Here is a 23545-nt window from a genome sequence, read left to right on the forward strand (position 1 = left end):
TCGATGACGCTGGTGGGAAGGCGGATCGCCCTCGTCATCGCGGACGGATACCACGAGCATGAGTTCTGGTACCCGTACTACCGGTTCCGGGAAGAAGGCGCCGAGGTCACAGTCGCCGGCGTTCGTCCGGGAGTCGTGCACGGCGAAGGGCGCAACGGACGAGACGGATTGGCAGCCCAGATCGCGGTCGCGGTCGCCGATCTGCGCCCGGAATCCATCGACTGCCTCTACCTGCCCGGCGGCATCTGGGCGCCGTTGGCATTGCGGGTCAACGAGCCGACGCTCGAGCTCACCCGACAGGTGCTGAACCGAGGCGGGATCGTTGCCGCGATCTGCCACGCGTCATGGGTACTTGTCTCGGCAGGTGTCGTGCGAGGACGCCGCATCGCATGTCCCGGCGATATGAGCGACGATGTGCGCAACGCCTGCGGCGAGTACGTAGCAGACGGCGCCGTACAGGACGGCAACCTGATCACGGCTGTCTACTTTGCCTACCTACCGGAACACCTCCGGTTGGTGATTCCAGCCGTTACGGCAACGCCAATTGAGCCAACAGGAACGTCAGGCTAGAGGGACGACGGCGGGGACCACAGCGCATCGTCTGTGATCCCGAGGCGGTCGGCGAACAATAGGACTTGCTGTGGGATTGCGATCTCGTCTACGTCGTGGGAGTCGCCGCCATACGCCAAGAGCACGCCGCGTTCGACGCACAGCCGGTAGAACGACTCCAGGTGCACCTGGCTGAACTGGAACATCTTGGGCGTCAGCTCGATGGCGATGTCGCGCTGCCGCATCCGGTCAAGCGTCTCAGCCAGTCGCTTTTCGTCGATGACGTCCATCATGGCATGTGCGAGCGCCGCCAGTCGATCCGGAGCGACTCGGAAGATGCGGGGCGATAGCACGAACGGATGCGCAACGATGTCCGTCGCCGGATGATTGACCGCAGCCTCCAGCATGTAGAGTTCGTGGTCGGCGAGGATGCGGGGATCGAGCCGAACGGGCTGGGCGACGCCACGGATGTTGTAGTGGTTCGGCGCCATCACGACGTAGTCGAAGAGCGCGCCGATCTGCGGCGTGATGGACGCCATGCGATGGCGCATGATGTAGGCTTCGACCCCGAAGTAGACGCGGATGTCTCTGCCGGACGCGGCTTGGTCCACTTCGCTGCGGAGCTCGCGCAATCTCGTGCTGTTGAGTTCCAGTCCGTAGCAATGATCCGTGATGCCGATCTCGGAGAGTCCTGTCTTCTCGGCGGCATCGAGAATCTGACGCAGCCGCATGTCATCGGTTGCGCACGGCGATAGGTGCGTGTGTATGTGGTAGTTCGCCGTCAGCACGCGGCTCCCTCCGATGACGCTCGAGACGCTCTCACTCATCTCCCTCAGCGCTGGATATACGCGTGTCAGACAACGCTCGGTACAGGCGATGGGCGTCTTCCTTACGAACCGCGCGCGTCGGAAGCTCGACGACTTCGCATTCGAGGCGACCGCGCGACCCGAAGCTCAACTCGATCCGGTCGCCAACCCGTAGCTCTCTGCCCGGCTTCGCAGACTGCTCGTTGACGAGCACTCTCCCGCTGCGGCAGAGCTCCGTGGCGACAGCCCGTCGCTTGATGATCCGGCTGGTCTGGAGGTACTTGTCGAGTCGCATGCCAGCCTTCGTCTAGTGTTTCTTTGCCGTGATGTTCTCGAGAACCGCCGTGATCGCCTGCGAGCAGAAGCTCGCGAAGTCGCGGTACAGGAACTCAAGGAACGCCTGGCGTACGTTGTCCGAAACGTCGAGCTCCCTGGCTCGCGACTCCTCGTCGAAGATCGACAACGCCTCGCGGCTGGACAGGAAGTATTCCGAGTTCTCGAGGAAGTAGCCGGCGGAACCACGGACCCATTCGCGGACCCCGGCTCTCATGTGCTCGAAGACGTCGTCGAGAAACTGCCTGTCGTCCAGATCCTCAGGCAGAGACCACTCGCCTTCCTCGATGAGAGCCTGAATCAGGTCCCACAGATTGTCCTTGAACAAGAACGCGTCCAACGTCCCCGGCTGGTTCTGCTCCGACGAGGTCGTCGGGGCTTGGCTCCGGTCTGGGTTACGGTTCATCGTCCAAGGTGCCCTCTCCACTGGTTCGCGAGCTCACTGCTCGGCAGCGAGTCGCACCAACGTCACCTGTGTCGCGCCGAATCCGTTCGCGCTTGGTCAATGATACCGTTGCAGAGGACGAGTATCAACGCCACGCGCTGACGCCATCCCATGAGGCAGGACAGAGCCGGATCGTGCTGGCTTCCTCGAGGTCGTGTCCTGAACCTGAAGATCGGGACGATCTGTTCCTGGGTCCAGGAAAGAGGCATCAAGCTCTCTACGCCATGGTCATCCTACACGGCAAAGTGGAACAGACCACCACGCGTCGAGGATACCTTCACTTCCGTCCGATTCCTGGGGAGCGTGTGTGCATGTCATACTCCGCTGGGATACGAATCGACAGCAACGATATCGAAGCCCGGACTCACGCAGCCCGATTCACGCGGAACGGACGGGGCGTACGTCCATCCGTCCTGTAACGAGGACACGACGACGTGCCCGACGGACGGCGAGCCTCAAGTCCGGTCGCCGGGGACAGACTCAGGAGACTCCCCTATGTGGTTTGCCGCTCTCTTCGTCGCATCGGCGCTGGATTCGCCCACTCCCGCGCCTCGCATCCCCGATGGGGCATGGTCCGAGATGCTAACGCTCGGGGGGCACCCCCGCGTCATCGGGTACCGCGACTTCCTGGTGACCCTGGCGCGGACGAAGCCGGACGCCTATCGCGAGATCGTCCAGAGCGATTCGCTCTTGGCGAGGGGAATCGTCCACGCCGTCGAGGGTCTGCCAAAGGAGTCGATCGCCCTGTTTGTGCGCCTGGCACTTGGGCACGTCGAACGCGGTGTGACGAACCTGCACCAGGACACCTGGATATGGCTGACGGAGGTCGCGCTGACGTACGACCTCTTCCACGACGCCATCGAGCCTGCCGACCGTGCGCGCATGATCGACTGGATGAACGCCCACCTCGGCAGCTTCACGGCGGATGAGAACGCGTTCCACAACTCGACGCTCTCCAAGATCCTCTGCTACCTGCGGATCGCCTACGCGACCTGGGGCGAGAACCCGCGCGCCCGCGAGTTCCGCGATGAAGCCCTGACGCGGCTCTACGAGGGGAAGGTTCTGCCCGTCCTGCACGAGTTTGGGGCAGGAGGAGGGTTCACCGAATGTGGCTGGTACACGCGCGGATCACTGTGGTATCTCGTCCAGGCGCTGGAACTAGCTCGCCGGATCGAGGGGTATGATGGCTTCGAGCTGGCATCGCGGTTCTTCTACCAACGACTCGCCTACGAGATGTACCAGCCGTACCCCGGGCTCTGGATGTACGGCGCGGAGCGTTACCCGGTCGAAGGCGACGGGGCGGCGACCTACGGGGGACACAACGAGTACCCGCGACACACACGGACGCTACTCGCGCAGTATTTTCGCGGGTTGGAGCTAGCCAGATACGTCGCTGCCAAGCGCCGGAGGGGGTCGAACCCCGAGGCGAGGCTGGTCGATTTCCTGTACGAGGAGGAGCCTGACGCGCCGCTCGATCCCGCCGGGCTCCCCCTGGCGCATCTGGTGGAAGGGATCGGGAAGGTCTACGCTCGAAGCGATTGGACGGACGACGCGACCTGGTTCCGATTCGAGTGCGGGGACTACTGGGCGGGGCATCAGCATTACGAAGTCGGCAACTTCGAGATCTTCCGCCACGATCCCTTGGCAACCGAGAGTGGAGAGTACACGGACTACCTGGACAACCACTCCGTCAACTGGCTGATTCGGACGATCGCTCACAACTCCATCCTCGTCCACCAGCCCGACGAGACGTGGCGCGACATGCGCGACGGCGGGCGCAACGCCTACGCCAACGACGGCGGTCAGGCGAAGAAATGGCAGTGGACCGTCGACAACCTCGACATCTGGGAGGCGCGGCGCGAGGAGTTCGAGCGCGGAGACATCGTCGCCTATCGGAACGCGCCGGAGTACCTCTACGTCGCCGGTGACGGCACGAAGGCGTACGCGTCCACGAAGCTCCGGTCATGGGTTCGGCAGATCGTGTTCCTTCGTCCTCACACGTTCGTCATCTTCGACCGCGTCGTTGCCACGCGTGCCACCTACGCCAAGACCTGGCTGCTCCATACGCGCAACGAGCCGACCATCGACGGAACCCAGATCACGGCGGAGCACGGGAAGGGAACGCTCCACGTCCAGACGCTTCTGCCGACAAGCCCTGTCGTGCGGAAGGTCGAGGGTTACACGTACGGTGGACTGACGTTCGACCCACGTCCATCGGTTCACACGCCCACCGCCAACCGATGGCGCGTCGAGGTGTCGCCGTCCGCAGACAGCGTCGACGATGTGTTCGTGCACGTGCTTTCGACCGACGGGCCTGTGACAGCGACGGCAGCGCGCGACGGAGAAGACGTGCGCGTCACGGTCGGCGATTCGGTCGTCCGGTTCACTGAGAAGGTCGGCGGAACGCTCAGAATCGGCAGCGAGGAGGTTCCGCTTCGGGCAGAGGTCGTCAAGGGGACGTTCGAGTGATCTGAGACGGTGGCTGAGAAGGAGTCCACGATGGAGCGCGATCGAGTTCGGTGGGAGAACATGCTGCCGGCGGAGTTCCGCGAGGCGGTCGAGGCGCTGCCCGTCGTGTTCCTACCGCTCGGAACCGTCGAGTGGCACGGCGAACACAACGCGCTGGGACTGGACGCCCTCAAAGCGCACCGGTTGTGCGTTCTCGCCGCCGAGCAGGCAGGCGGCGGGGTCGTCCATCCACCGGTCTACGGCGGCATGGGCGGGCTCGACATGCCGGCAACGGTCGTCCTGGAACCCGAAGACGCATGGGAGAACCACCTGCTGCGGTCGTGGCTGGAAAAGCTCTGCTATGAGTTCCGCCGCCTCGGGTTCCGCGCGATCCTCATGCTGACGGGTCACTACGGACACAACCAACAGATCGTGGTACGAGAGACGGCGGCGCGGATGACAGAGCGCCTGCAGATCCCCGTGCTCGGGACGCCTGAGTACTGGCTGGCGCAGGACGTCGGTTATCTGGGCGACCACGCGGGCATCGGCGAGACGTCGTTGCTGTGGCATCTCATGCCGGAGCTCGTCGCCATCGACCGGATACGCACCGATCCCGACTACGGCAAGACGGATACCATCGAGAAAGGCTCTTCGCCGGAACTCGGGAACCGGTACGCCGACGTGATCGTGCGCCGTCTGGCGTGCCTGGCGCGGTCGATGCCGGACTGGGACGACGCGACTCGCGACGCCTTCGTCCGGGCGGAGCGAGCCCTCGTGACGGCGCAGGTCAAGGGATGGAGGTCTCAGCATGCGTGGGCAGCGTGGCGTAAGTCATTTGCCGGAGAGCTCCTCGGGTATGGAGCCATGCTCGAGGCTGGGGACTTCGCAGGGATCGAGCGGCTCGCTGCTCAACTGTTCCCGTGACGCCCTACTGGTCGACGACCGATCCGTCGACGTGCAGGCGCGTGTTGACTCGTCGGCGGCGGAATGGATGCGCTTCCTGAGCCCCTTCGATCAGCTCGACGCCGATCCCTGGCGCATCGGGCACGATGAGGAAGCCGTCTTCAGCCCTCAGCGCGCCTCGGACGATCTCGCTCTTCGGCGGCTCGTGCTCGCCTCTAGGGTACTCCTGAAGAGCGAAGTTGGGAATGCATGCCGCCAGCTGGACGCATGCCGCCGTGCTGACCGGGCTCAAGGGATTGTGGGGAACCACGCCGACGTGATGCGCCTCCGCCAGCGCGGCGATCTTCTTGCTGTGCGTCAAGCCTCCCGCCATGCACACGTCGGGTCGCACGAACTGAACCGCGTTCCGGTTCAGCAGCATCTGGAACTCGTAGATCGTGTGGAGCCTCTCGCCGGTTGCGATAGGGATGTGAATCTTCTCGGCGATGTGCGCCATAGCGTCGAGGTTGTCCGGTAGCGTCGGATCCTCGTAGAAGAAGGGATGGTACGGCTCGATGCCGCGCGCCAGGACGATCGCCTCGGACGGCGTCAGCCGCCGGTGGATCTCGATGCACAGGTCGACGTCGTTCCCGACGGCGTCGCGATAGGCGGCGACTGTCTCGATGGCGTCGCGCATCTTGTCGGCGTGCGTCTTGAAGTAGGGGATGTCGTGCGACTCGTCACGGAACGGCGTCAGGTGACCGACCGCCGTGAAGCCGCGCTCCTTCGCGTCGATGCACCCCTGAACGAGCTGCTGGCGTGTGCTTCCGAAGACGTGGTAGTAGACGCGCGCCTTATCCCGTGTCTTGCCGCCGAGGAGCTGGTAGCAGGGGACGCCGAAGTGCTTGCCGGCGATGTCCCACAGGGCGATGTCGATAGCACTGAGCGCGCCCATGATCGCCGCGCCCCGGAAGTGGCTCCAGCGATACATGCTCTGCCAGTGATGCTCGATGCGGAGCGGGTCCTGACCGATAAGGTAGTCGCGAAACGTCTCGACCGCGCGCTCGGACGCCTCCAGGTAGCCCCAAGCTCCCGACTCGCCCAGCCCGACGATGCCTTCGTCGGTGTGAACCTGGACGAACAGGTAGGACGCAATCGGCAATGTGCGGACGTCGGCGATCTTCATGGAACCTCTCTGGACATTCGTCAGTGTGGCTCATCCCATGGCTCAGGGCAACTGCGGGCGCCTGACGGCGAACCAAACAACGAAGGGCTCCGTGACAGCGGAGCCCTATCCTCAACGGTACGCGCCACCTCGGATGGCGCACGCGCTATCGGGTTCGCATCGCCCCCCATGTCGTCGAGAGCTTGCCTCTCGGCTCGACAGCGAGCACGAGGTGGCCCTGCTCGGTCAACCAGTTCTTGACGAACTCGATGACGACCTCGCCTCGGTTGTCGGCTTTGGGGTCGGGCCCGGGCCACGCCTTCTGGATCAGGCAGGCGACGACGCCGCCCGTCTTACTGTTGACCGCGACAGCGGGATCCGCGTCATTCGCGCCACAGTCGGCGAAGGTCGTCACGACCCAGTCGGTGCCTTTGAACTGCTCGACGTGCCACGGACGGTCATTCGTGTAGTCCTTGAGGGAGGGCAGGTACTTCTTGCCCGCCGCATTGACGACCTGCGCGTTGCATCGGCTGCCGAAGGACAACCCTGGGATGTCCATGATGTTCGCCGCTCCAGCAGCGCCGTTGTCGGGACTACGCACACCGCCTTCGTAGCTCATGTAGCCGAACCAGTCGGCGATGTTGATGACGGTGTTGCCATTGTCGAGGTACTCCTCGATGATGGAACCGTCGGGCTGCTTGTTCGGGAAGGGGTAGAGCCCGCTGGGCATCGTACCGCACGAAAGGATGAGCACGTCCTTCTTGCCGTCCTTCGTGCGATCCTTCGTCCATTTGGCGAGCTTCGAGTTCTCCCCGACCTCGTCTCCGTCGCCAAAGACGGTTGTCGTGTCGAACATGCCCTTGAGAGCAGCGACCATCTGGTCGGTCTCGCGCGTCACGTCACCTGGGATGATCCATCCCGTGTTCGGCGGTCCCGCGTAGAACGCGAGGTCGACTGCCCAAAGGCTGGTGGAGATGAGAAGGGAGGCGATCGACAGACAGACGCCGCACCACAGGCGTCTTGACATGGTCAGGACTCCTTATTCTGCGCGGCGCGCGCGATGCGCTTGCCGCGAACCGTCCGATTCCCGCGCCGCCGCATCGGTCGCCACTGACCCCGGCAGCGCGACGTGTACGCATATGCCACAGGAATGTCGCGCGCGCAAGTAGATTGGGCACGGCAATTCGCGCAGGCAACCAAGCGGGCACACTGGAACCGTAGACGCTCAGCGGCTATCCATCTTCCAGTGAAACGCCGCTTCGGTTCCACCTGGCAAAACGGGAGGAGACATGACTTCGTACGAGCGCATCATGCGTCAGGCGCACTTCCAGCCGGTCGACCGCATACCGCTGCTAGCCGGTTGGATCAACGGCGCCGTGCACCTTCAGGAGCTCGGTGGAACGACGGAGGACGAGTTCTGGAAGGACCCATGGACAGGGGCGCTGAAGGCGTACAGGAACCTGGGCGCCGACGGAATGTTGGGTCACATCGTGCCGCGCGGACAGGACACGATCCGACAGAGCTACATCCTAGAACGCGACCAGACGAACCATTCGGTCGATGAGGTGCTTGCCTTCGCCGAATCGCGTCCGACGGACGACGAGATTCTGGCGCGGTTCGACGCGGACGCGTACGCAAAGGAACTGCGAACGCACCTGGAAACCACGCAGGCGCGGTACGGAGACGTGCAGTACCTGCCAGCCCGGTGGGACTGCTCGGCGACCTTTGGCTGGTACGGCACGTTTGGCTACACGGCGTACTACGAAGCGGTCGCTCTGCATCCTGAGGCGTTCGACCGCATCTACCGCGCCAGCGCCGTCGCGGCGCGGGCCCGGAACGAAGTGATTGCGCGCGTCTACTCGGCGCTGAAACGTCCGCCGCTCATCATGACCGGCGACGATATCTGTGACAACAACGGGCCCATGGTGTCGCCGCGATTCCTTCGCAAGCACTACTTCCCGTGGCTGAAGTACTCGCTGGAGCCGTTGCACCAAGGCGGTATCAAGACGATCTGCCACTGTGACGGCAACGTGATGCCGATCATGGATGACATCCTCGCGTGCGGGTTCTGCGGGCTCCAGGGGTTCCAGGAAGAGCTCGGCGTCCACATCTCCGACCTGGTGAAGCTTCGTACCGCGACGGGAGACCGACTGCTGCTGTTCGCGGGCATGTCCGTCACGCGGACGCTGCCTTGGGGTTCCGTCCAGGATGTCGAGGAGGACGTCGCCTACGCGATCGACGTCACGGAGGGCGGCAAGGGGCTCTTCCTCTTCTCGGCGAACGTCATCAATCCCGAAGTTCCTACGGACAACATCCGTGCGGCGTACCGACATGCCGCCCAATACTCGACCGGTTTCAGCACGCCCGTTCAAGAGCGGCGAACCGAGTGGCCCTTCGGCGTCAAGACGGGAGAACTGATCGGTGCCCGAGTCTTCTGAGGCGCAGCTTCCCGACATTGGCAAGATATCACCGGACGTGTTCGAGACGCTCATCAAGCCGCGTCTGGGCAGGAAACGCGCGGATGTCTTGGTTCCGCCCAAGAGCGGCGTCGACGTCGGCGTCATCGACATCGGCGGCGGTCGCGTGATGGCGATGTCGACCGACCCCGTCTTCATTGTGCCGCAGTACGGATGGGAGCGCGCCGCGTGGTTCGCGATCCACATCCTCATGTCCGACGTCGCGACGAGCGGTCTCGCGCCGACCCACCTGACCATCGACCTGAACCTGCCGGTTTCCATGGATGCCGCCGCTCTCGGAACGGTCTGGGAGACGATCCACCGGGAGTGCGACCGATATGGCGTCGCCGTCGTCACGGGACATACCGCGCGCTACGACGGTTGCGACTACCCGATGGTCGGCGGCGCGACCGTCATGGCGATTGGCGATGCGGACCGATACGTGACTCCTGAAATGGCGCGCCCAGGCGACGCCGTTATCGTCACGAAGGGTCCCGCCATCGAAGCCGCTGGCTTGTTCGCCGCCACGTTCCCGGATCGCGTCTCCCGCGCGTTCGGCGAGGACGCCGCGCGGCGCTGCGAGGAGCTCTTCTGGCAAATGACGGTCGTGGACGACGCGCTGACGGCGGCGCAGGTCGGTGTGCGAGACGACGGCGTGACGGCGATGCACGACGCGACGGAATGCGGTCTGTGGGGTGGCATCGTCGAGGTCGCGCAGGCGAGCGACGTCGGGATGCGGATCGACCAGAGCGCTATCCCGCTGAACCAGGATGCCGTTCGGCTGTGCGAGCTGTTCGGGGTCGATCCCTTCCCGGCGATCAGCGAGGGCACGCTCGTGATGACGTGCTGCCCCCACCGAACCGAGGCGGTCCTGTCGGCGCTCAAGGGCGCTGGCATCGTCGCCGCGCAGATCGGCGAGGTCGTCGAGGAACCGTCGTGCCAGCTCCTGTCCGAAGGCGCATGGCGTGAGCTGGCGCATCCGCGCGTCGACCCGTTCTGGCGCGCGTTTGCCGATGCGCTCGCAGGGGAGCCCAGCGACTGAGGGCGGGAGTTTCAGAGGCATGACGGGGATCCGGCTGCTCTATCGCCGGTGGCGGAACCAGCACGTGGCTCGCTGGTACACCCGCGATCCGGATCGCCTGAAGCGCTGGATCGCGGAAGCCAGGCTAGAGACGCTGCCAGCTCCAGCCATCGTTCCGATACGGAAGCCACTGTCTGAGTGCTGCATCGCACTCATCACGACCGGCGGCTTTCACTTGGGTTCCGACCCACCGTTCAACATGGCGCGCCCGGAAGGCGATCCGTCGCTGCGCCGAATCCCAATCGACGCGCCGCGAAGCAGCGTGCTCGTGACGCACGACTACTACGATCACCGCGACGCGGAGCTCGACATCAACGTCGTGCTCCCGATTGACTGACTCGCCGAGCTCGTCGCCGAAAGAATCGTCGGCTCACTGCATCCGGTCGCGTACAGCCTGATGGGGCACATCACCGGCGGCTGCGTGGACGCGCTCGTATCGGATACGGCTCCTGCCATCGTGGATGAGCTCCATCGTGGAGAAGTCGACATCGCGCTTCTGACCCCCGCCTGAGGCATCTGCCACCAGTCCGTGGGACTGGTTCAGCGAGCCGTGGAGGAGTCGGGGATCCGCACGGTGTCGATCACCATGAGCGCCGAGATGACCGCCCACGTGCAGCCGCCTCGTGCGCTGCTGGTCGATTTCCCGCTGGGACATCCGATGGGCAGACCGAACGATCCCGATATGGGCAGCCGCGTACTCCGAGAGGCGCTGGAGGTTCTCACGAACCCGGAGCACGACGGTCGGATCGTACGCAGCTCTATCTGGTACGCCAGCTAGCTGCGGGAGACCAAAGAGCCGCTCGAGCGCGACAGCCGCGATGCGATCCGCGCCCGAGCGACACACTCTTGCCGATGGGGTCGGCATCGGCAATAGTGTTGCGGAGGACATTGCTGACGTATGAGTCACTCGCGTGGCTCCGTCAAGCGCGGAACGGGATCGGCGCAAGGAGAAAGCTGATGGGTCTCGATCTTGTCGTCAACGCCGGAGAGCACGCGCGCCGCGACGCATTCGCACGAGTAACCGTCGATGCGGCGTCGCTGCCATCGGGCGGCATGAGCCTCGTCGACTCGGTGACGGGAACCTCCCTGCCGGTTCAGGCGTCGGATGCGGTGGATGGCAAGGTGGAGCTCACCTTCCCTTGCCCCTATCTGGTGCGGCGTGAGACGCGGCGGTTCCAGTTGGTCACGGGCTCGTCGCCCGGTCGCGTCGCGGTCTCAGACAAGGGCGGAGCCATTGCCGTGGAGATCGGCGGCGAGCCCTTCACGACGATGCTCTACGGGCCCGAGCACTACCGTCCGCACTGGTATCCCGTGCTGGGTCCCGGAGGCAAGGAGGTCACCGAGACCGGCGCGTCGGATCACAAGCACCACCGATCGCTGTACGTCGCCTACGGCGAGGTGAACGGAGTGGACTGCTGGGCTGAGGGAGCCAACTCCGGGCGCGTCGTCGTCCAAAAGCTGTCGGAGGCGAAGGGCGGCTCCGTCTTCGGAACGGTGACCACCGAGAGCTTGTGGCAGAGCCTCGACGGCAAGCGACTGATGACCGACCGCGTCTCGTGGCGCATCTACGCGCTTCCGGTGAACCGACGGATCATCGAGTCGGTCGTCGAGTTCCGAGCGACCGAGGGGGACGTTCACTTCGGCGACACGAAGGAGGGCGGCATCATGTCCGTCCGCGTCGCGCCAATGGTGAAGGTCTCGAACACGGGAATCATCGTCAACTCCTTCGGCGGGACGAACGAACGCGAGACCTGGGGCAAGCGCGCCAACTGGTGCGACTACTCAGGGTACATCGACGGCGTGCATCTGGGCATCGCCATCATGGATCACATAGGGAACCCGCGCCACCCGTGCCACTGGCACGTCCGCGATTACGGCTTGATGACGACGAACATCTTCGGACGCGGCACGTTCGAGTCGGGACGAAAGCTCCTCGACGGCGACGGGCAGTACGTGCTGAAGGCGGGCGACTCGTTGACATTCCGATATCAGGTCGTCGTCCACGCCGGAGACGCCGAGGACGCCGATCTGGCGGGCGCGTACCACAACTTCGTCAATCCGCCGTCGGTGACGGTCGGTTGATTCGCTGGAACCGGCGATACGCCCCTCGAGCGGCGGGCTCGGCGACGCGCCAGAGCCACGACCGCAGAGGGGCGGTCGTCTTCGTGACGGTTCCGAACGCCATTTCCTGCGCGCCGAACGACTCCTTGAACGCCACGAGCCCGTCGTTGCCCGGCGGCGATGCCCCGAAGTCCGCCATCTCCACCCCAGCCTGAGTCGCGTCGCGCAGAGCGGCGTCGTAGAGCAGATGGTTGGGCGAGTACCGCCGTTCCGATGGTTCGCTGGCAGCCATCCAGATCGTCATCCAGCGCCCGAAGCGGAGCTCTAGCAAGCCGGCAACCACCGAGCCTTCTCTCCGAGCCACCCACAGCCTACCGAGGCTTCCTGCCAAGAGCATCTCGACCAGCACGAGCGGCTTCGCCAGGCTGCCGAACCGACGCATCGAATCGGCGTAGAGCGCGTAGAACGCCCGCACGTCGTCCGGGCACGAAGACGCCTCGACCGTGACGCCGGACTTCCGCGCTCGCCGGATGTCGGTTCGGACGCTACCGCGATAGGCGTCGTGCCAGAGCGTGTCGAGATCGTCCGGCAGGGAGAGCCAGTGCGTACGCTTCGAGTCGAAGTCGGCGAAGCCAGCCTGACGAGCGATTGCCAGACGGTCCTCGTAATCCGTTGGGTGGAGGGTCAGACGGAGGAAGGCGGCGCTTGCACGCCGCGAGCGATCCTCCCATCGATTCAGCGCAGACGCGAACTCCGACTGGGACGGCGACTGTGCCAAGTAGCCGCCGTAGAGATTCCAAGGTCCCGCCTCGGCGATCCGAATGCCTGGTGCCGGGCGGAAGTCGAACGATGACCATAGGCAAATCGACCGCCCGTCTCTGACATGACGGCTGTCGCCCGCGACGTACTGCGGGAAGGCGGCAGTCAGGGCTGCCTTCCACTCGCTGGAATGGAATGCGCAGGCGTCTGGGCACTGCTTGGCGAGCTCGTCCCACTCGTCGCCGGGTTGTGCCTGAACCCATTCATCGTCAGTTGCCGCCACGCGGGTCCTCCGTCGGCGCCCTGGCGAGCAGCGGAAGCGCCAGAGCGCCTACGATGCACGCGAAGACGAGCACGATTGCGTGGAGAACGAAGCCAGACGCGATGGCGCTGCCGGCGTCCACGCCGGTCGCCATCATCGCCCACGCCCACGGGAGCTCGATGGTTCCCACATTTCCGATGGACTGGATAGGGAGCAGGTTCACCAATCCCGCGACCGAGAGCGCGAACAGACCTTGCGGCGCGCTGATCGACGGAAACAGGACGGCGAGCAGATACACCTGGAACGCGAACCGGAGCGCCAGCGAGAGCGTCGAGTAGCCCAGTCCTCGCAGCAGGGAGGCGCTCCACGCGACGCGACTCACGTCCTGCAGCAAAGAAGCGACGCGAGCGCCGACGACCGGAACGCCGCCCAACACGGACAGTCGCGGCTGCGCCCAACGAAACACCGCGAGACCGACGGGCATGGCGACCACTCCGGTCGCCGCCACCGCCGCCACAGCGCGCGACGCGGTCGAGCCAGCCGCAGACGACTCGAACGCCGTGGTGCAGAGCAGCGCGACCAGCATCATGCACCACAGGTCTAGCAGGCTGGCGACCAGCAGCGACGACACGGCGCGGGTACCTGAAACCGATCCACGTCCGCGCAGCAGAAGCACGTAGGATACATCGCCAGCGCGCATCGGGAGCGTGTTCGACCAGAACGTCTGCGCGGCGACTACGCCCAACAGCTCGCGACTCGAACAAGCTCTATCCAACAGCGCCGCGAACCGGCGGGACTTCGCGACGATGGACAACCCGTAGCCGCCGAATGCGATGACGATGTGCTGGTATCGGAGGCGCGCCAGATTGTCGGACATCGTCCGCCACTCGACGCCGCGCAGGAGCCACATGGCAGCGGCGATGCCGACCGCCGTGGCGACTGCCCATCGCGCGCGTCTGGCGCCACTCACGCGTTCGCCCGTCCTAATCGAAGAGCTCGCCGATCTCGACCGTCCGCCGTTCGTCCGACGCTCTGCCCGTCGCCTCGCACAGCGCGAGCGTCTGCAGGTTGTTCCTGCCGGAGATTCCCGGCTCGACGCCCTCGAGGATGTACCGATACACGTCTTCCAGGACCGACTGCTCGGATTGCGGCACGGACAGCAGCGGAACCGCCTGCGCGTCGCGGCTGTGGGTCGGGCGGAACTCGATGCCAGCGATGTCGTGGCATCGGAGCGTCCCCGTCGTCGTGTGGATGAACGTGCGATGGAAATCGTTCTGCGCGACGTGCGTCAGGCAGTAGGTCGCAACGACGCCGTTCGCGAACTCGATCACGGCGCTCACGTTCGCGTCGTGGGGCGTATATCGGCTCCAGGGGGCACCGAAGGTGCGTGCCGTCACGCGCTGGGCGGGCCCGAACCAGTAGACGAAGTTGTCGAAGTGGTGGCAGCTCATGTCCCAGATCATCGCGTTCTTGTAGTCGAGGGTTCGCGGTTCCGGGCGGTAGCGGTGGTGGATCAGGTCGAGGAACGACGGCTCGCCGTACTGCTCGGTTCCGAACGCCTCGCGCATCGTGCGCTCGACCTGGAAGTAGCGGTAGTTCTGAGAAACGCAGAAACAGAGTCGAGCTTGCTCGGCTTCGTCAACGGCGGCGCGGGCGAGCTCCCAGTCGAGGGTCATGCCTTTCTCGGTGAGCACATGGACGCCAGCCCCGAATGCGATTCGGGCATACGGGACGTGCGTCACCGTCGGCGTGCAGATGATCGCCAGATCCGCTTCGACGGAGCCCACGGCGTCCTGCACGTCCGAGAAGCAGACGGACGCCGGAAGCCCGGTTTTCTGCCGTGCGGCTTCGAGATAGCTGGGGTTGACGTCGACGAGCGCCGCAGACACGTACCCATCCATGCGGGCGACAACATCGAGGGGCCATGCGCCCCTGCCCCCGGCGCCGACGTGGATGACTCTCAGAACGCGAGGCATCGGTTCCTCCCTAATCCATCTTGGAAGTTGCTACGGATACTGTCATTCTGAGCGAAGCGAAGAATCTGCCCGGCACGTGATGCGCGAGATCCTTCGTCGCTTCGCTCCTCAGGAACCTATCCTGAGCGCAGCGAAGGATGACAAGCCGTATGAACTTCTGCGGTCGAGTACTCCCTGTTGCCTCGAACAGCGCGGTCGCCGCCGTGTCCGACGGCTGCGCGTCCTACGATGCGTCGAGTGTCAGGGCTGCTGCGAAGGCTGCCTGGGTCGCCATGAGCACGTTGTCGATATCGACGTTCTCCGGCACGTCGGTCTCCCGGTGGTAGCTCGGCTCCGCATAGTGCCACGAGCCGATGTTGATGACGGCGGTCGGGAAGCCCGCGCGGATGAACGATCCGTCGTCGTCCCCTGGCGACGAACGCCTTCCCTTGGTCTGAGTCAGTCCGATGCGATACCGGTCGTTGACTTCGGACATCAGGTCGGCGATGCGCTCGCCCTCCGGCTCCGTGTAGAGCGTGACGTTGGTCCGACGCCCGGCGCGGACATCCTCGTCGGGTCTGCCGCCGATGCCGTCCATGTTGAGCACGGCGATCAGGTTGTCGCCTCGGTCGCGCGCGACTTCGGCGGCGTGGATGCTCGTCCACGGCGCGTGCTCCTCGTTGCACCAGAGGAACCAGAAGCTGCGCCTCGGCTGGTTCTCGCTCAGCGCGCGCGCCATCTCGATGAGCGCGACCGTCCCGACGCCGTTGTCGTAAGCGCCCGGCGAATCGACCCAGCTCTGCGAGTCCTTGTGGGCGACGAACACGATGGTCTCGTCAGGCTGGGCGGAGCCGACGCGGACCGCGTTCAGGTTATACGCCGCCATCCAGGGGCCCGATGCGGGCCCATACTGCTGCGCCTTGGGCTTGGACTCGTCGCGCTCGCGCGCCTGCACGGGCACCGCCTGCTTCTCGACGGTGTACCCGCACGCCTCGAGCTGAGCGACAATGTAGTCGTCCGCCTCGTCGAGCGTATGTTTCGCGTGTCCTGGGAGCGTGTGGTTGATCTTGCGGTACGGAATCGGGTCCTTGCATAGGTGGAACAGGTCTCGACGCAGGCGATCACCTGACAACCGGTCGATCATCGCCCGGACGGTCTGCACGACGTGCCTCCTGGTTGGCGGAACCGACGCGGTTCGAGAACGTCGTAAGGTCCGACTCCCGCTCGCCGTCACGCAACGGTGCCTACAGAGCCGCCTCGGTCGTCGGCGTCCGGTAGAGGCTGATGGTGATATCGCCTGCCTGCGTGACGCGGACACTCGCCGCGCACCCCTCGGACGAAGCCGTCAGATCGACCGAGTCCGTCGTCGCCCGGACTGCCAGGACGTCGGTTCCGATGCGATACCGACCGGGTTCGCCCTTGAGCGGCTGTGCCGGTGCGCCTCCGGTCTGAGACGCGTACGCGTCGACGACCGCCATGATGAGGTCGTCCTGCGGTCGGTCGAGATGCTTCCGGGCGTGGCTCGCGGCGTGAAGCGCTCGGGCTCGGAGTCGCTCCTGCACGCGCAGCACGTCACTCGATCCGTCGTGTCTCACGGAGTTCCGAAAGACGAAGTAGGCGAGCGCGATCAGCCCGGTCGTCAGCACGGACGCCAGCAGCATCACGATTCCGCGACGGTCTTGCCCCGTGGCGATATCGGCGAAGTCGCGCGTGTGGTGCGGCAGGTCCGTCGTATGAGCGAGCGCCGAGGCAACGACCGACAGCGCCCCAACGAACAGCCCGGCGAACAGCACGCCTCGCCTATTGAGACGTTGCGGCGGAGCGTCTTCCGGGGGCGACAAAGGCGTCCTTCGGACCACGGATCGCTTCCTTCATAAACTCCGTCCAGATCGGAATCGCCGCCTCGGAGCCGGTCGCCTTGACGCTCTTCTTAGGATCGTCGAAGCCGACCCATACGCCGGTGACGACGTGGGGCGTGTATCCGATGAACCACGCGTCCGTGTAGTCGGACGTGGTGCCGGTCTTCCCGGCAGCCGGATAGGTGAATCCGAGACGGCGGACGCGCGCTCCGGTTCCATAGGTGACAACGTCTTGTAGCACAGACGTCGTCGTGTAGGCGACCCACTCCTCCATGACGCGGGACGTTTCAGGAACCTGCTCCTCCAACACCCGACCCGAGCTGTCGACCACATAGCGGATGGCGATGGACTTGACGCGCACGCCCCCATTCGCCAGCGTTCCGTACGCCGACGTAATCTCCAGCGGCGTGACCTCCGACGAACCCAAAGCGAGCGACGGGTACGGGGCGAGCGGCGTTTCGATGCCGCAGCGACGAGCCATGCGCACCGTCGCCGTGACGCCCACGTACTCGTTCATCAGCCGCGCCGCCGGGATGTTCAGAGAACGCACGAGAGCCCGACGCAGATCGACCTCGCCTTCGTGCGAGAAGCTGATGTTGTGGGGTGTCCAGCCGCGATAGGTCCAGGGCTCGTCCTCGATCGTATCGGAGGGCTTCATACCGCGTTCCCATGCCGCCGTGTAGACGAACGGCTTGAACGCAGATCCGGGCTGGCGCTTCGCCTGGGTGACGTGGTTGAACTGGCTGTAGTCGTAGTCGCGCCCCCCGACGATGGCTCGGACGTAGCCCGTTTGGACCTCGATCATCACCAGTCCCGCTTGGATGTAGTCGCCCGGCTCGTGCTTCGCGCTCAGCTTGGCGTCTGCCGCCGCGACCATGTCGCGGTACGGCGGGTACCGGAGCTGCTTGTCGAGCTCTTCGAGCTCCTTGGCGACGATGCGTGTGCCGGCATCCTGGGCGATGGGGTCCATCGTCGTGTAGACGCGCATGCCTTGGTTGTAGAGCTGCTCCCGGCTGTACCGCTGCTCAAGCAGCGCGCGGATGTAGGAACCGAAGTACGGAGCCGTTCCCCGGAACCGGCTGCGGCGGGGACCCTCGACGACGAGCTCCTCAGCCTGGGCGGCGATCATGTCGGCACGCGAGATGTAGCCTCGGCGGTGCATCTGCCGGAGGATCAGATTGCGGCGTTCGCGAGCGTTCTCAGGATGGAGCACCGGCGAATAGCGCGTCGGAGACTTCGGGATCGACGCGAGCAGAGCGCACTCCGATAACGAGAGCTCGGCGACGTCCTTGTTGAAGTAGTAGCGCGCTGCCTCCTTGACCCCGGCGAGGCTGCGACCGCTGTGCCTGCCCATGTCGATGAAGTTGAGGTAACGTTCGAGGATCTCGTTCTTCGAGTAGCGGCGTTCGATCTGGACCGCGAGGAGCCACTCCTTCGCCTTGCGCAGCAGAATCTTCTGACGAGTGAGCATCAGGTTCCGCGCAAGCTGCTGGGTGATCGTGCTGGCTCCATACCGCCGGTTCCGAACGACGTTCCAGAACATCGTCACGGCGAACCGCCGCGCGTGGATCCCCGGATGCTTGTAGAAGTCGTTGTCTTCGATGGCGATGAAGGCGTCGATCAGGTGCTTCGGGGCTTCTTCCAGCGCGATCAACTGGCGGGCGAGCCCTTCATCGACGTTGTAGAGCTCGTCGACGAGCTCGGGCTCCAAGAAGAACCGACCCACGGACGCGCCGTCAGCCTGCTGGACGTCCGCCACCGCGCCGTCGCGAATCGCCACGACGAAAGCCTGCGGGTTCTGCCGGATACGCGGATGGATGAATGCGCGCGGGAAGACCTGGACAGTCGAGTCACCGGCGTTCGGCTGACCGCTGTAGGTTCCCTCGCGGAGGTTGTCCGCCGTGACGGGAGCGTAGTCGAGGCGTTCCATACGCCGCTTGAGGGTCGTCCACGGCGTGCCCGCCACGATGGGGGGTGTGTCGGCGTAGACCTCCGTATGCTGCTTCCAGACGGCGACCTCGCCGTACTCCAGCGGGTCGAGCTCCGGCAGGTTGCGACTCACCTGGGTCAGGTAGACGATTCCCGCCGCGGTTGCTCCGACAAGTCCGATCGCCAGCAAGATCGCCGCGACCTGGCACAGGCGGACGAGGATGCGTAGGGGGCGGTTTCGGACGATGGATGCGGGCAAACGCATCGAGCGGTGGTCTCCGGTCGCGCCGAACGGCGCCGCGCCATTGGGCCCCGACGCACCAGATTATGGTCTGCAGGAACCGGGGTGTCAATCGGCTGCGAAGCTCTCACCCACGACGCAAGAGGATTCTGCCGGACGGAGCAGCGACAGACGAGGACGCGCGCTGTCGTTGCCGAGCGGACGCAAAGCTCATGTCCAGCCGAGGTCGTACGCCGTCTCGTACATCGCCACGATGTTCTCGGCGGGGCTGACGACCTGGATGTTGTGACAGGGCCCCAAGATGTACCCGCCGCCCTCGCCGAGGATCGACAGGTTCTCCTCGACTTCGCGCCGCACGTCTCCGACGGACCCGAAGACCAGCGTCTGCTGGTTGTCCACGCCTCCGTGGAACACGACGTCCTTGCCGAAGTCGCGCTTGAGCGCGCGCCGTGCCATCCCCCTGCAACGCCACTGGATCGGGTTCAGCAGGTCGATGCCGATCTCGATCATGCGAGGAAGAATGTCGCGCACGGCTCCGTCGTTGTGGTGGAACACGTACACGCCCGCGCTGTGCGCCAGGTCGATCATCCGCTTCATGCGCGGGATCAGAAACTCCTCGAGGAGAGCCGGGGAGCACATCAAGCCCTCCTGAGCTCCCATGTCCTCGGCGACGTAGCTGAAGTCAACCTTGCCCGGAAGCTGCTCGTAGATGCGAGCCGTGTTCTCATAGGCAAGGTCGAAGAGCTTGTCGAGGCAGTAGTGGACGATCTCGGGGTTCTCGATCAGGTCGATGAACGCCTGCTCCTGGCCCCTCAGGTTCTTGTAGACCAGGAACGGCTCGGATCCCCCGCCACGGATAGGATGTTTACCCAGAGACGCAGCCTGCTCTTTGAGGTGGGATACGTCGTACCAATCCGGGCTGGGCCACTGGAAGTTCGCCTCGATCTCCTCGACGGACGAGTACTGCGCCAACGGGTTGTGGATGCACTCGGAGTACGCTCCGCCGTCGTGCTCGACCGTTCGGTATCGACACCCGTAGATATCTTCGCCTGGCGGGCTCGCGGGTCCCGTGTAGTGAGGTCCGACGCCGTCGATGCGGTCGATGTGCAATCGCTCGAACATCTCCGTGGTCGTGGCGCATCCCATGTGGGCTAGGAGCTTCCGTGTCGCCTCGCCGGTCGCCCAATAGTCGAGCGGCACGCGGTCGGGCTTCTCGCGGCGCATCACGGCGAGCCATCGTTCGCGGGGAGTCATCGTCTCCGTGGGCATTGGCATGTCCTTCCTCATCGGTTCGGGTGCGTGGATGCTCGGATGTCGCCGAAGTCGCGCCGGCAGGCTCATCTCCTCAGACGTCGCGCCGCGCTTGTGCGCTCCGGCATCGTGTGGCAGATAACTCATGAACCACCGGAGCCCCGCACGAACCGAGGACATGACCATGCCGACAGCGCGCGTCGTCGAAGAGGACCTCCGCTACAAGTTTCTGGCGGACGGCCGGCTCGCCCTCGCCTACAACAAGGGTCACCTGTCGTGGGGCGACTTCTACCTGTCGCGGCCCAACTTCTTTCCGGTCTACTCTCCCAGCGGCAGAGCCGTCACGACGAACTGCGCCTACCGGTTCAACCACCATAAGAGCATCTTCATCGGCCACGCGCGAGTCAACGGGGTCAACTTCTTCCACGATAACAACCCGACGAACCCGAGCCTCGGAGATATCCGGTTCGAGTCGGGCGTCGTCGATGAGCAGGGCACTCGCGTTCGCCTTCGGACGACGAACTCGTGGGTCGCCAAGAGCGGCGAGCAGATGCTGGACGAGGAACGCGAGATCGTGTGGACGCCCAGTGAACGCGTCCACGTGCTGGACATATCGAGCGCTCTGACCTCACGCGTCGGCGAGATCACGTTTGGCAAGGACACGCACTCCTACATCGGCATCCGCGTTGCGGATACGATCGATGTCGAAGACGGCGGGAGAGCCGTCAACTCGGCTGGACAGGTGAACGAAGCCGAGGCGATGAACCAGTTCGCCGACTGGGTCGACTATTCCGGGGACGTCGCCGGTCAGACGGTTGGGATCGCGCTGATGCACCATCCCGACAATCCGCCGTCGCCGTACTTCGTCCGGGACTACGGGACGTTCCTGTCGAACTTCACTTTGCGCGAGCCCTACGTGCTTCCGGATGGCGGTCGCCTGGTCCAGCGCTTCCGTATTCTGGTCCACGAGGGACCAACGAACGAGGTGGACATCGGTTCCTACCGTGAGGCGTTCGTCGGCTGACGGTGCGATCGTGTACCCGCGTCGTTCGTGAGGCGATCCTCCCGGCGACGCGGCACCGTCGGTGAGGAGTCCGAGCAGCCTGGCGCTCCCCCCGTTGCGTCAGAATCAAGTGCTCCCGAAATGTTGCGGATGCCTCGTAATCAAAGTGCTCCCCACGGCTGTTTACTTCTCCAGTACGATGCCGATGAGTGGCAGAGCTCTATCGGGTCTGGCTGCGAATGAGCGGTTGGCTGATGCGATGCTGGTGTGTCCGGCGAGTCGGATCAGGTCGATGGCGGTGTTCGTAGCGCCGACATGACTAGGGGAATGTGAGGGCAGCGAATCGTGGATCGGTCTTCATCCGAAAGCGGGAGCCCAGAGCCTGGATTCCCGCTTTCGCGGGAATGACAGGTCGTGTTGGACCTGCGCAGCAGGCGGCGAGACTCGTTCATGAAACAGCCCTGCCTAGCGGGAGCTTGCTTGACACCCCGACGGTCGCTCCCTATCCTATGCCGAGCCATGTGGAGACGTGCCAGGAGTCCTCAATGGTCGGAGCGCGAGGCAAAATCCAGCGCGGGACAGATCGTCCTCGATTACACCGAGTCGACTCGCGCCGACGGGCGGATGGCGCTCCACGACATCTGGGGGAGCCAGGTACACGCGCTGATGCTGGCGCGTCAGGCGATTCTTTCCGATGACGACGTGCGACGTATCCTGGCGCCACTCGAAGAAGCGCGCGCTGACGCGGAAGCGGGTCGCCTGACGCTCGATCCAGCCCTTGAAGACGTCCACATGAACGTCGAGTCGCGCCTGATCGCAGCAACCGGCAGGGAGTATGGGGGCAAGCTGCACACTGCCCGCTCGCGGAACGATCAGGTTCTCACCGACGCGAGGTTGGTGGTGCGCGAGGAACTGCTCGCGACCGAAGACCTGACCACGGTGCTCGTGACGACGTTCCTGAACATCGCCGACAACCATGCGTCGGCGGTGATGCCGGGGTATACGCACACGCAGCATGCCCAGCCGGTCACACTGGGGTTCTGGGCGACGGCGCACGCGGCGCTGCTGCGCGAGGATTTGCGCCGACTCGCCGCTGCCTATCGCACGACGAATCAGAACCCACTGGGCGCGTGCGCTCTCGCAGGCACGAGCTTCATGATCGACCGGGCGCTTACGACTCGCCTGCTCGGATTCGATTCGGTTCAGGAACACGCGTTGGCGGTCGTGTCGGGGCGCGACTTCGTCATCGAGTCCTTGTTCGCCCTGACGATGCTGATGACGAATCTGTCGCGCATCGCCGAAGAGATCGTCTACTGGACGACGCACGAGTTCCGAACCATGACGCTGGACGACGCGTACGCCTTGGGCAGCTCGATTATGCCGCAGAAGAAAAACCCGGATGTCGCCGAGCTGGCGAGGGGCAGAACCAGCGGCGTGATCGGCAGGCTGACCGAAGCGCTCGTCATGATCAAGGGGCTCCCGCTGGGATATCACCGCGACCTGCAGGGGGACAAGCCCGCGCTGTGGGATGCGTTCGACACCGCGAACGCGACGCTTCGCGTGCTCGAGGGCGCACTGGCTACGGCGCGGTTCAACACGGATCGCATGCTCGATTTGACCTACGCGAACTTCAGCACGGCGACGGAGCTCGCCAACTTTCTCGTCTCAGGGCGACGACTGCCTTTCCGAGAGGCGCACGAGATCGTCGGATCGCTGGTTGCATGGCTCGTGGACGCCGGCAAGACGTTCCGCGACGTCGGCGATTGCGTGTCGTACCTCGAAACACGAGAGCAGCACCTGGACGTATCGCTGCTGGAGGAGATACTGAGTCCGATCGCTGCCGTCGGGCGCAATCGCAGCCTGGGCGGGACATCGCCTCGGGAAGTCGAGCGGATGTCACACGAGTTACGGCTCAGCGTCGATAACGTTGCCGGCAACATTATCGAGCGCCGCGACTCGATCCGTCGAGCCCGAGAGGAGACCGCTCGCGCCGTCGCGGCAGTGCTTGGCGGCGCGTCGGTTCGCGAAGCGCTCCCGTCGGTTGCCTAGAGGTCCGGAAG

General features: G+C 64.6%; 22 protein-coding genes. 10 read left to right on the forward strand and 12 right to left on the reverse strand.

The genetic code is table 11. The features are described from left to right. The first annotated feature begins 3 nt into the window (after positions 1-3). Positions 4-570: a hypothetical protein gene (locus FJZ36_01345; protein ID MBM3213555.1), complete on the forward strand. Its 567-nt coding sequence runs from the start codon at positions 4-6 to the stop codon at positions 568-570. Here FJZ36_01345 and FJZ36_01350 read toward each other — a convergent pair. The 3 genes from FJZ36_01350 to FJZ36_01360 are packed head-to-tail and all read right to left on the reverse strand — an operon-like array spanning position 567 to position 2094. Further along, positions 567-1376: a PHP domain-containing protein gene (locus tag FJZ36_01350; GenBank protein ID MBM3213556.1), complete on the reverse strand. Its 810-nt coding sequence runs from the start codon at positions 1374-1376 to the stop codon at positions 567-569. The genes FJZ36_01345 and FJZ36_01350 overlap by 4 nt on opposite strands. Further along, positions 1369-1650, reverse strand: coding sequence for an RNA-binding S4 domain-containing protein (locus FJZ36_01355; protein ID MBM3213557.1), 282 nt, complete (start codon positions 1648-1650; stop codon positions 1369-1371). The genes FJZ36_01350 and FJZ36_01355 overlap by 8 nt, the downstream gene beginning before the upstream one ends. Positions 1651-1662: 12 nt before the next feature. After that, positions 1663-2094, reverse strand: a complete 432-nt coding sequence (locus FJZ36_01360) for a hypothetical protein (GenBank protein ID MBM3213558.1) — start codon at positions 2092-2094, stop codon at positions 1663-1665. A 150-nt stretch (positions 2095-2244) separates the two neighbouring features. Between FJZ36_01360 and FJZ36_01365 the strand changes: the two genes are divergently transcribed. Continuing rightward, the gene (locus tag FJZ36_01365) at positions 2245-4602 is read left to right on the forward strand and encodes a hypothetical protein (protein MBM3213559.1); all 2358 of its coding nucleotides are present in this window, start codon (positions 2245-2247) and stop codon (positions 4600-4602) included. 30 nt (positions 4603-4632) lie between these two features. Next, positions 4633-5505 (forward strand): hypothetical protein, encoded by an 873-nt coding sequence (locus FJZ36_01370; protein ID MBM3213560.1) that lies wholly within the window; start codon positions 4633-4635, stop codon positions 5503-5505. A 4-nt stretch (positions 5506-5509) separates the two neighbouring features. On the opposite strand, the gene dgoD is transcribed toward FJZ36_01370, so the two are convergent. Beyond that, a complete protein-coding gene (gene dgoD, locus FJZ36_01375; GenBank protein MBM3213561.1) occupies positions 5510-6649 on the reverse strand; it encodes a galactonate dehydratase in 1140 nt (379 codons plus the stop codon). Positions 6650-6794: 145 nt separating this feature from the next. Next, complete coding sequence (locus tag FJZ36_01380; protein ID MBM3213562.1) at positions 6795-7655, reverse strand: hypothetical protein; 861 nt, start codon at positions 7653-7655, stop codon at positions 6795-6797. A 262-nt stretch (positions 7656-7917) separates the two neighbouring features. On the opposite strand from FJZ36_01380, the gene FJZ36_01385 reads away from it, so the two are divergent. From FJZ36_01385 to FJZ36_01405, 5 genes are all read left to right on the forward strand, one after another. Continuing rightward, on the forward strand, positions 7918-9066 hold the full coding sequence (locus FJZ36_01385) for a hypothetical protein (protein MBM3213563.1): 1149 nt from the start codon (positions 7918-7920) through the stop codon (positions 9064-9066). Continuing rightward, positions 9050-10126, forward strand: coding sequence for an AIR synthase (locus tag FJZ36_01390; GenBank protein MBM3213564.1), 1077 nt, complete (start codon positions 9050-9052; stop codon positions 10124-10126). The genes FJZ36_01385 and FJZ36_01390 overlap by 17 nt, the downstream gene beginning before the upstream one ends. A 19-nt stretch (positions 10127-10145) precedes the next feature. Next, positions 10146-10502, forward strand: coding sequence for a hypothetical protein (locus tag FJZ36_01395; protein ID MBM3213565.1), 357 nt, complete (start codon positions 10146-10148; stop codon positions 10500-10502). Positions 10503-10739: 237 nt separating this feature from the next. After that, positions 10740-10943, forward strand: a complete 204-nt coding sequence (locus FJZ36_01400; GenBank protein MBM3213566.1) for a hypothetical protein — start codon at positions 10740-10742, stop codon at positions 10941-10943. Between the two features lie 68 nt (positions 10944-11011). Then, the gene (locus FJZ36_01405; GenBank protein MBM3213567.1) at positions 11012-12247 is read left to right on the forward strand and encodes a hypothetical protein; all 1236 of its coding nucleotides are present in this window, start codon (positions 11012-11014) and stop codon (positions 12245-12247) included. On the opposite strand, the gene FJZ36_01410 is transcribed toward FJZ36_01405, so the two are convergent. The 7 genes from FJZ36_01410 to FJZ36_01440 all read right to left on the reverse strand — a co-directional run bounded on the left by FJZ36_01410 (position 12219) and on the right by FJZ36_01440 (position 20500). Then, positions 12219-13268: a GNAT family N-acetyltransferase gene (locus tag FJZ36_01410; protein MBM3213568.1), complete on the reverse strand. Its 1050-nt coding sequence runs from the start codon at positions 13266-13268 to the stop codon at positions 12219-12221. The genes FJZ36_01405 and FJZ36_01410 overlap by 29 nt on opposite strands. Next, positions 13255-14217 carry a flippase-like domain-containing protein gene (locus FJZ36_01415; protein MBM3213569.1) on the reverse strand — a complete coding sequence of 321 codons (963 nt, stop codon included), beginning with the start codon at positions 14215-14217 and terminating at the stop codon, positions 13255-13257. Before FJZ36_01415 ends, FJZ36_01410 begins: the two co-directional genes overlap by 14 nt. A gap of 13 nt (positions 14218-14230) precedes the next feature. Continuing rightward, positions 14231-15223, reverse strand: coding sequence for a Gfo/Idh/MocA family oxidoreductase (locus FJZ36_01420; GenBank protein MBM3213570.1), 993 nt, complete (start codon positions 15221-15223; stop codon positions 14231-14233). Between the two features lie 223 nt (positions 15224-15446). Further along, a complete protein-coding gene (locus FJZ36_01425; protein MBM3213571.1) occupies positions 15447-16364 on the reverse strand; it encodes a Zn-dependent exopeptidase M28 in 918 nt (305 codons plus the stop codon). A gap of 82 nt (positions 16365-16446) precedes the next feature. Beyond that, on the reverse strand, positions 16447-16995 hold the full coding sequence (locus FJZ36_01430; protein MBM3213572.1) for a hypothetical protein: 549 nt from the start codon (positions 16993-16995) through the stop codon (positions 16447-16449). 7 nt (positions 16996-17002) lie between these two features. Further along, positions 17003-19255, reverse strand: coding sequence for a PBP1A family penicillin-binding protein (locus FJZ36_01435; protein MBM3213573.1), 2253 nt, complete (start codon positions 19253-19255; stop codon positions 17003-17005). A 186-nt stretch (positions 19256-19441) separates the two neighbouring features. Next, positions 19442-20500, reverse strand: a complete 1059-nt coding sequence (locus FJZ36_01440; protein MBM3213574.1) for a uroporphyrinogen-III decarboxylase-like protein — start codon at positions 20498-20500, stop codon at positions 19442-19444. Positions 20501-20627: 127 nt separating this feature from the next. On the opposite strand from FJZ36_01440, the gene FJZ36_01445 reads away from it, so the two are divergent. Both FJZ36_01445 and argH read left to right on the forward strand, forming a co-directional pair. Further along, positions 20628-21506, forward strand: a complete 879-nt coding sequence (locus FJZ36_01445) for a hypothetical protein (protein MBM3213575.1) — start codon at positions 20628-20630, stop codon at positions 21504-21506. Between the two features lie 429 nt (positions 21507-21935). Next, on the forward strand, positions 21936-23534 hold the full coding sequence (gene argH, locus FJZ36_01450; protein MBM3213576.1) for an argininosuccinate lyase: 1599 nt from the start codon (positions 21936-21938) through the stop codon (positions 23532-23534). Positions 23535-23545 lie beyond the last annotated feature (11 nt).

The sequence above is a fragment of the Candidatus Poribacteria bacterium genome, assembly GCA_016866785.1.
Taxonomy (GTDB): domain Bacteria; phylum Poribacteria; class WGA-4E.

Excerpts from the sequence above, each read along its gene's own strand:
- FJZ36_01395 (MBM3213565.1), top strand. The coding sequence starts at position 10,146 with ATGACGGGGATCCGGCTGCTCTATCGCCGGTGGCGGAACCAGCACGTG.
- dgoD (MBM3213561.1), bottom strand. The coding sequence starts at position 6,649 with ATGAAGATCGCCGACGTCCGCACATTGCCGATTGCGTCCTACCTGTTC.
- FJZ36_01440 (MBM3213574.1), bottom strand. The coding sequence starts at position 20,500 with ATGCCCACGGAGACGATGACTCCCCGCGAACGATGGCTCGCCGTGATG.
- FJZ36_01380 (MBM3213562.1), bottom strand. The coding sequence starts at position 7,655 with ATGTCAAGACGCCTGTGGTGCGGCGTCTGTCTGTCGATCGCCTCCCTT.
- FJZ36_01365 (MBM3213559.1), top strand. The coding sequence starts at position 2,245 with ATGAGGCAGGACAGAGCCGGATCGTGCTGGCTTCCTCGAGGTCGTGTC.
- FJZ36_01435 (MBM3213573.1), bottom strand. The coding sequence starts at position 19,255 with ATGCGTTTGCCCGCATCCATCGTCCGAAACCGCCCCCTACGCATCCTC.
- FJZ36_01420 (MBM3213570.1), bottom strand. The coding sequence starts at position 15,223 with ATGCCTCGCGTTCTGAGAGTCATCCACGTCGGCGCCGGGGGCAGGGGC.
- FJZ36_01355 (MBM3213557.1), bottom strand. The coding sequence starts at position 1,650 with ATGCGACTCGACAAGTACCTCCAGACCAGCCGGATCATCAAGCGACGG.
- argH (MBM3213576.1), top strand. The coding sequence starts at position 21,936 with ATGAAACAGCCCTGCCTAGCGGGAGCTTGCTTGACACCCCGACGGTCG.
- FJZ36_01350 (MBM3213556.1), bottom strand. The coding sequence starts at position 1,376 with ATGAGTGAGAGCGTCTCGAGCGTCATCGGAGGGAGCCGCGTGCTGACG.
- FJZ36_01360 (MBM3213558.1), bottom strand. The coding sequence starts at position 2,094 with ATGAACCGTAACCCAGACCGGAGCCAAGCCCCGACGACCTCGTCGGAG.
- FJZ36_01445 (MBM3213575.1), top strand. The coding sequence starts at position 20,628 with ATGAACCACCGGAGCCCCGCACGAACCGAGGACATGACCATGCCGACA.
- FJZ36_01385 (MBM3213563.1), top strand. The coding sequence starts at position 7,918 with ATGACTTCGTACGAGCGCATCATGCGTCAGGCGCACTTCCAGCCGGTC.
- FJZ36_01345 (MBM3213555.1), top strand. The coding sequence starts at position 4 with ATGACGCTGGTGGGAAGGCGGATCGCCCTCGTCATCGCGGACGGATAC.
- FJZ36_01370 (MBM3213560.1), top strand. The coding sequence starts at position 4,633 with ATGGAGCGCGATCGAGTTCGGTGGGAGAACATGCTGCCGGCGGAGTTC.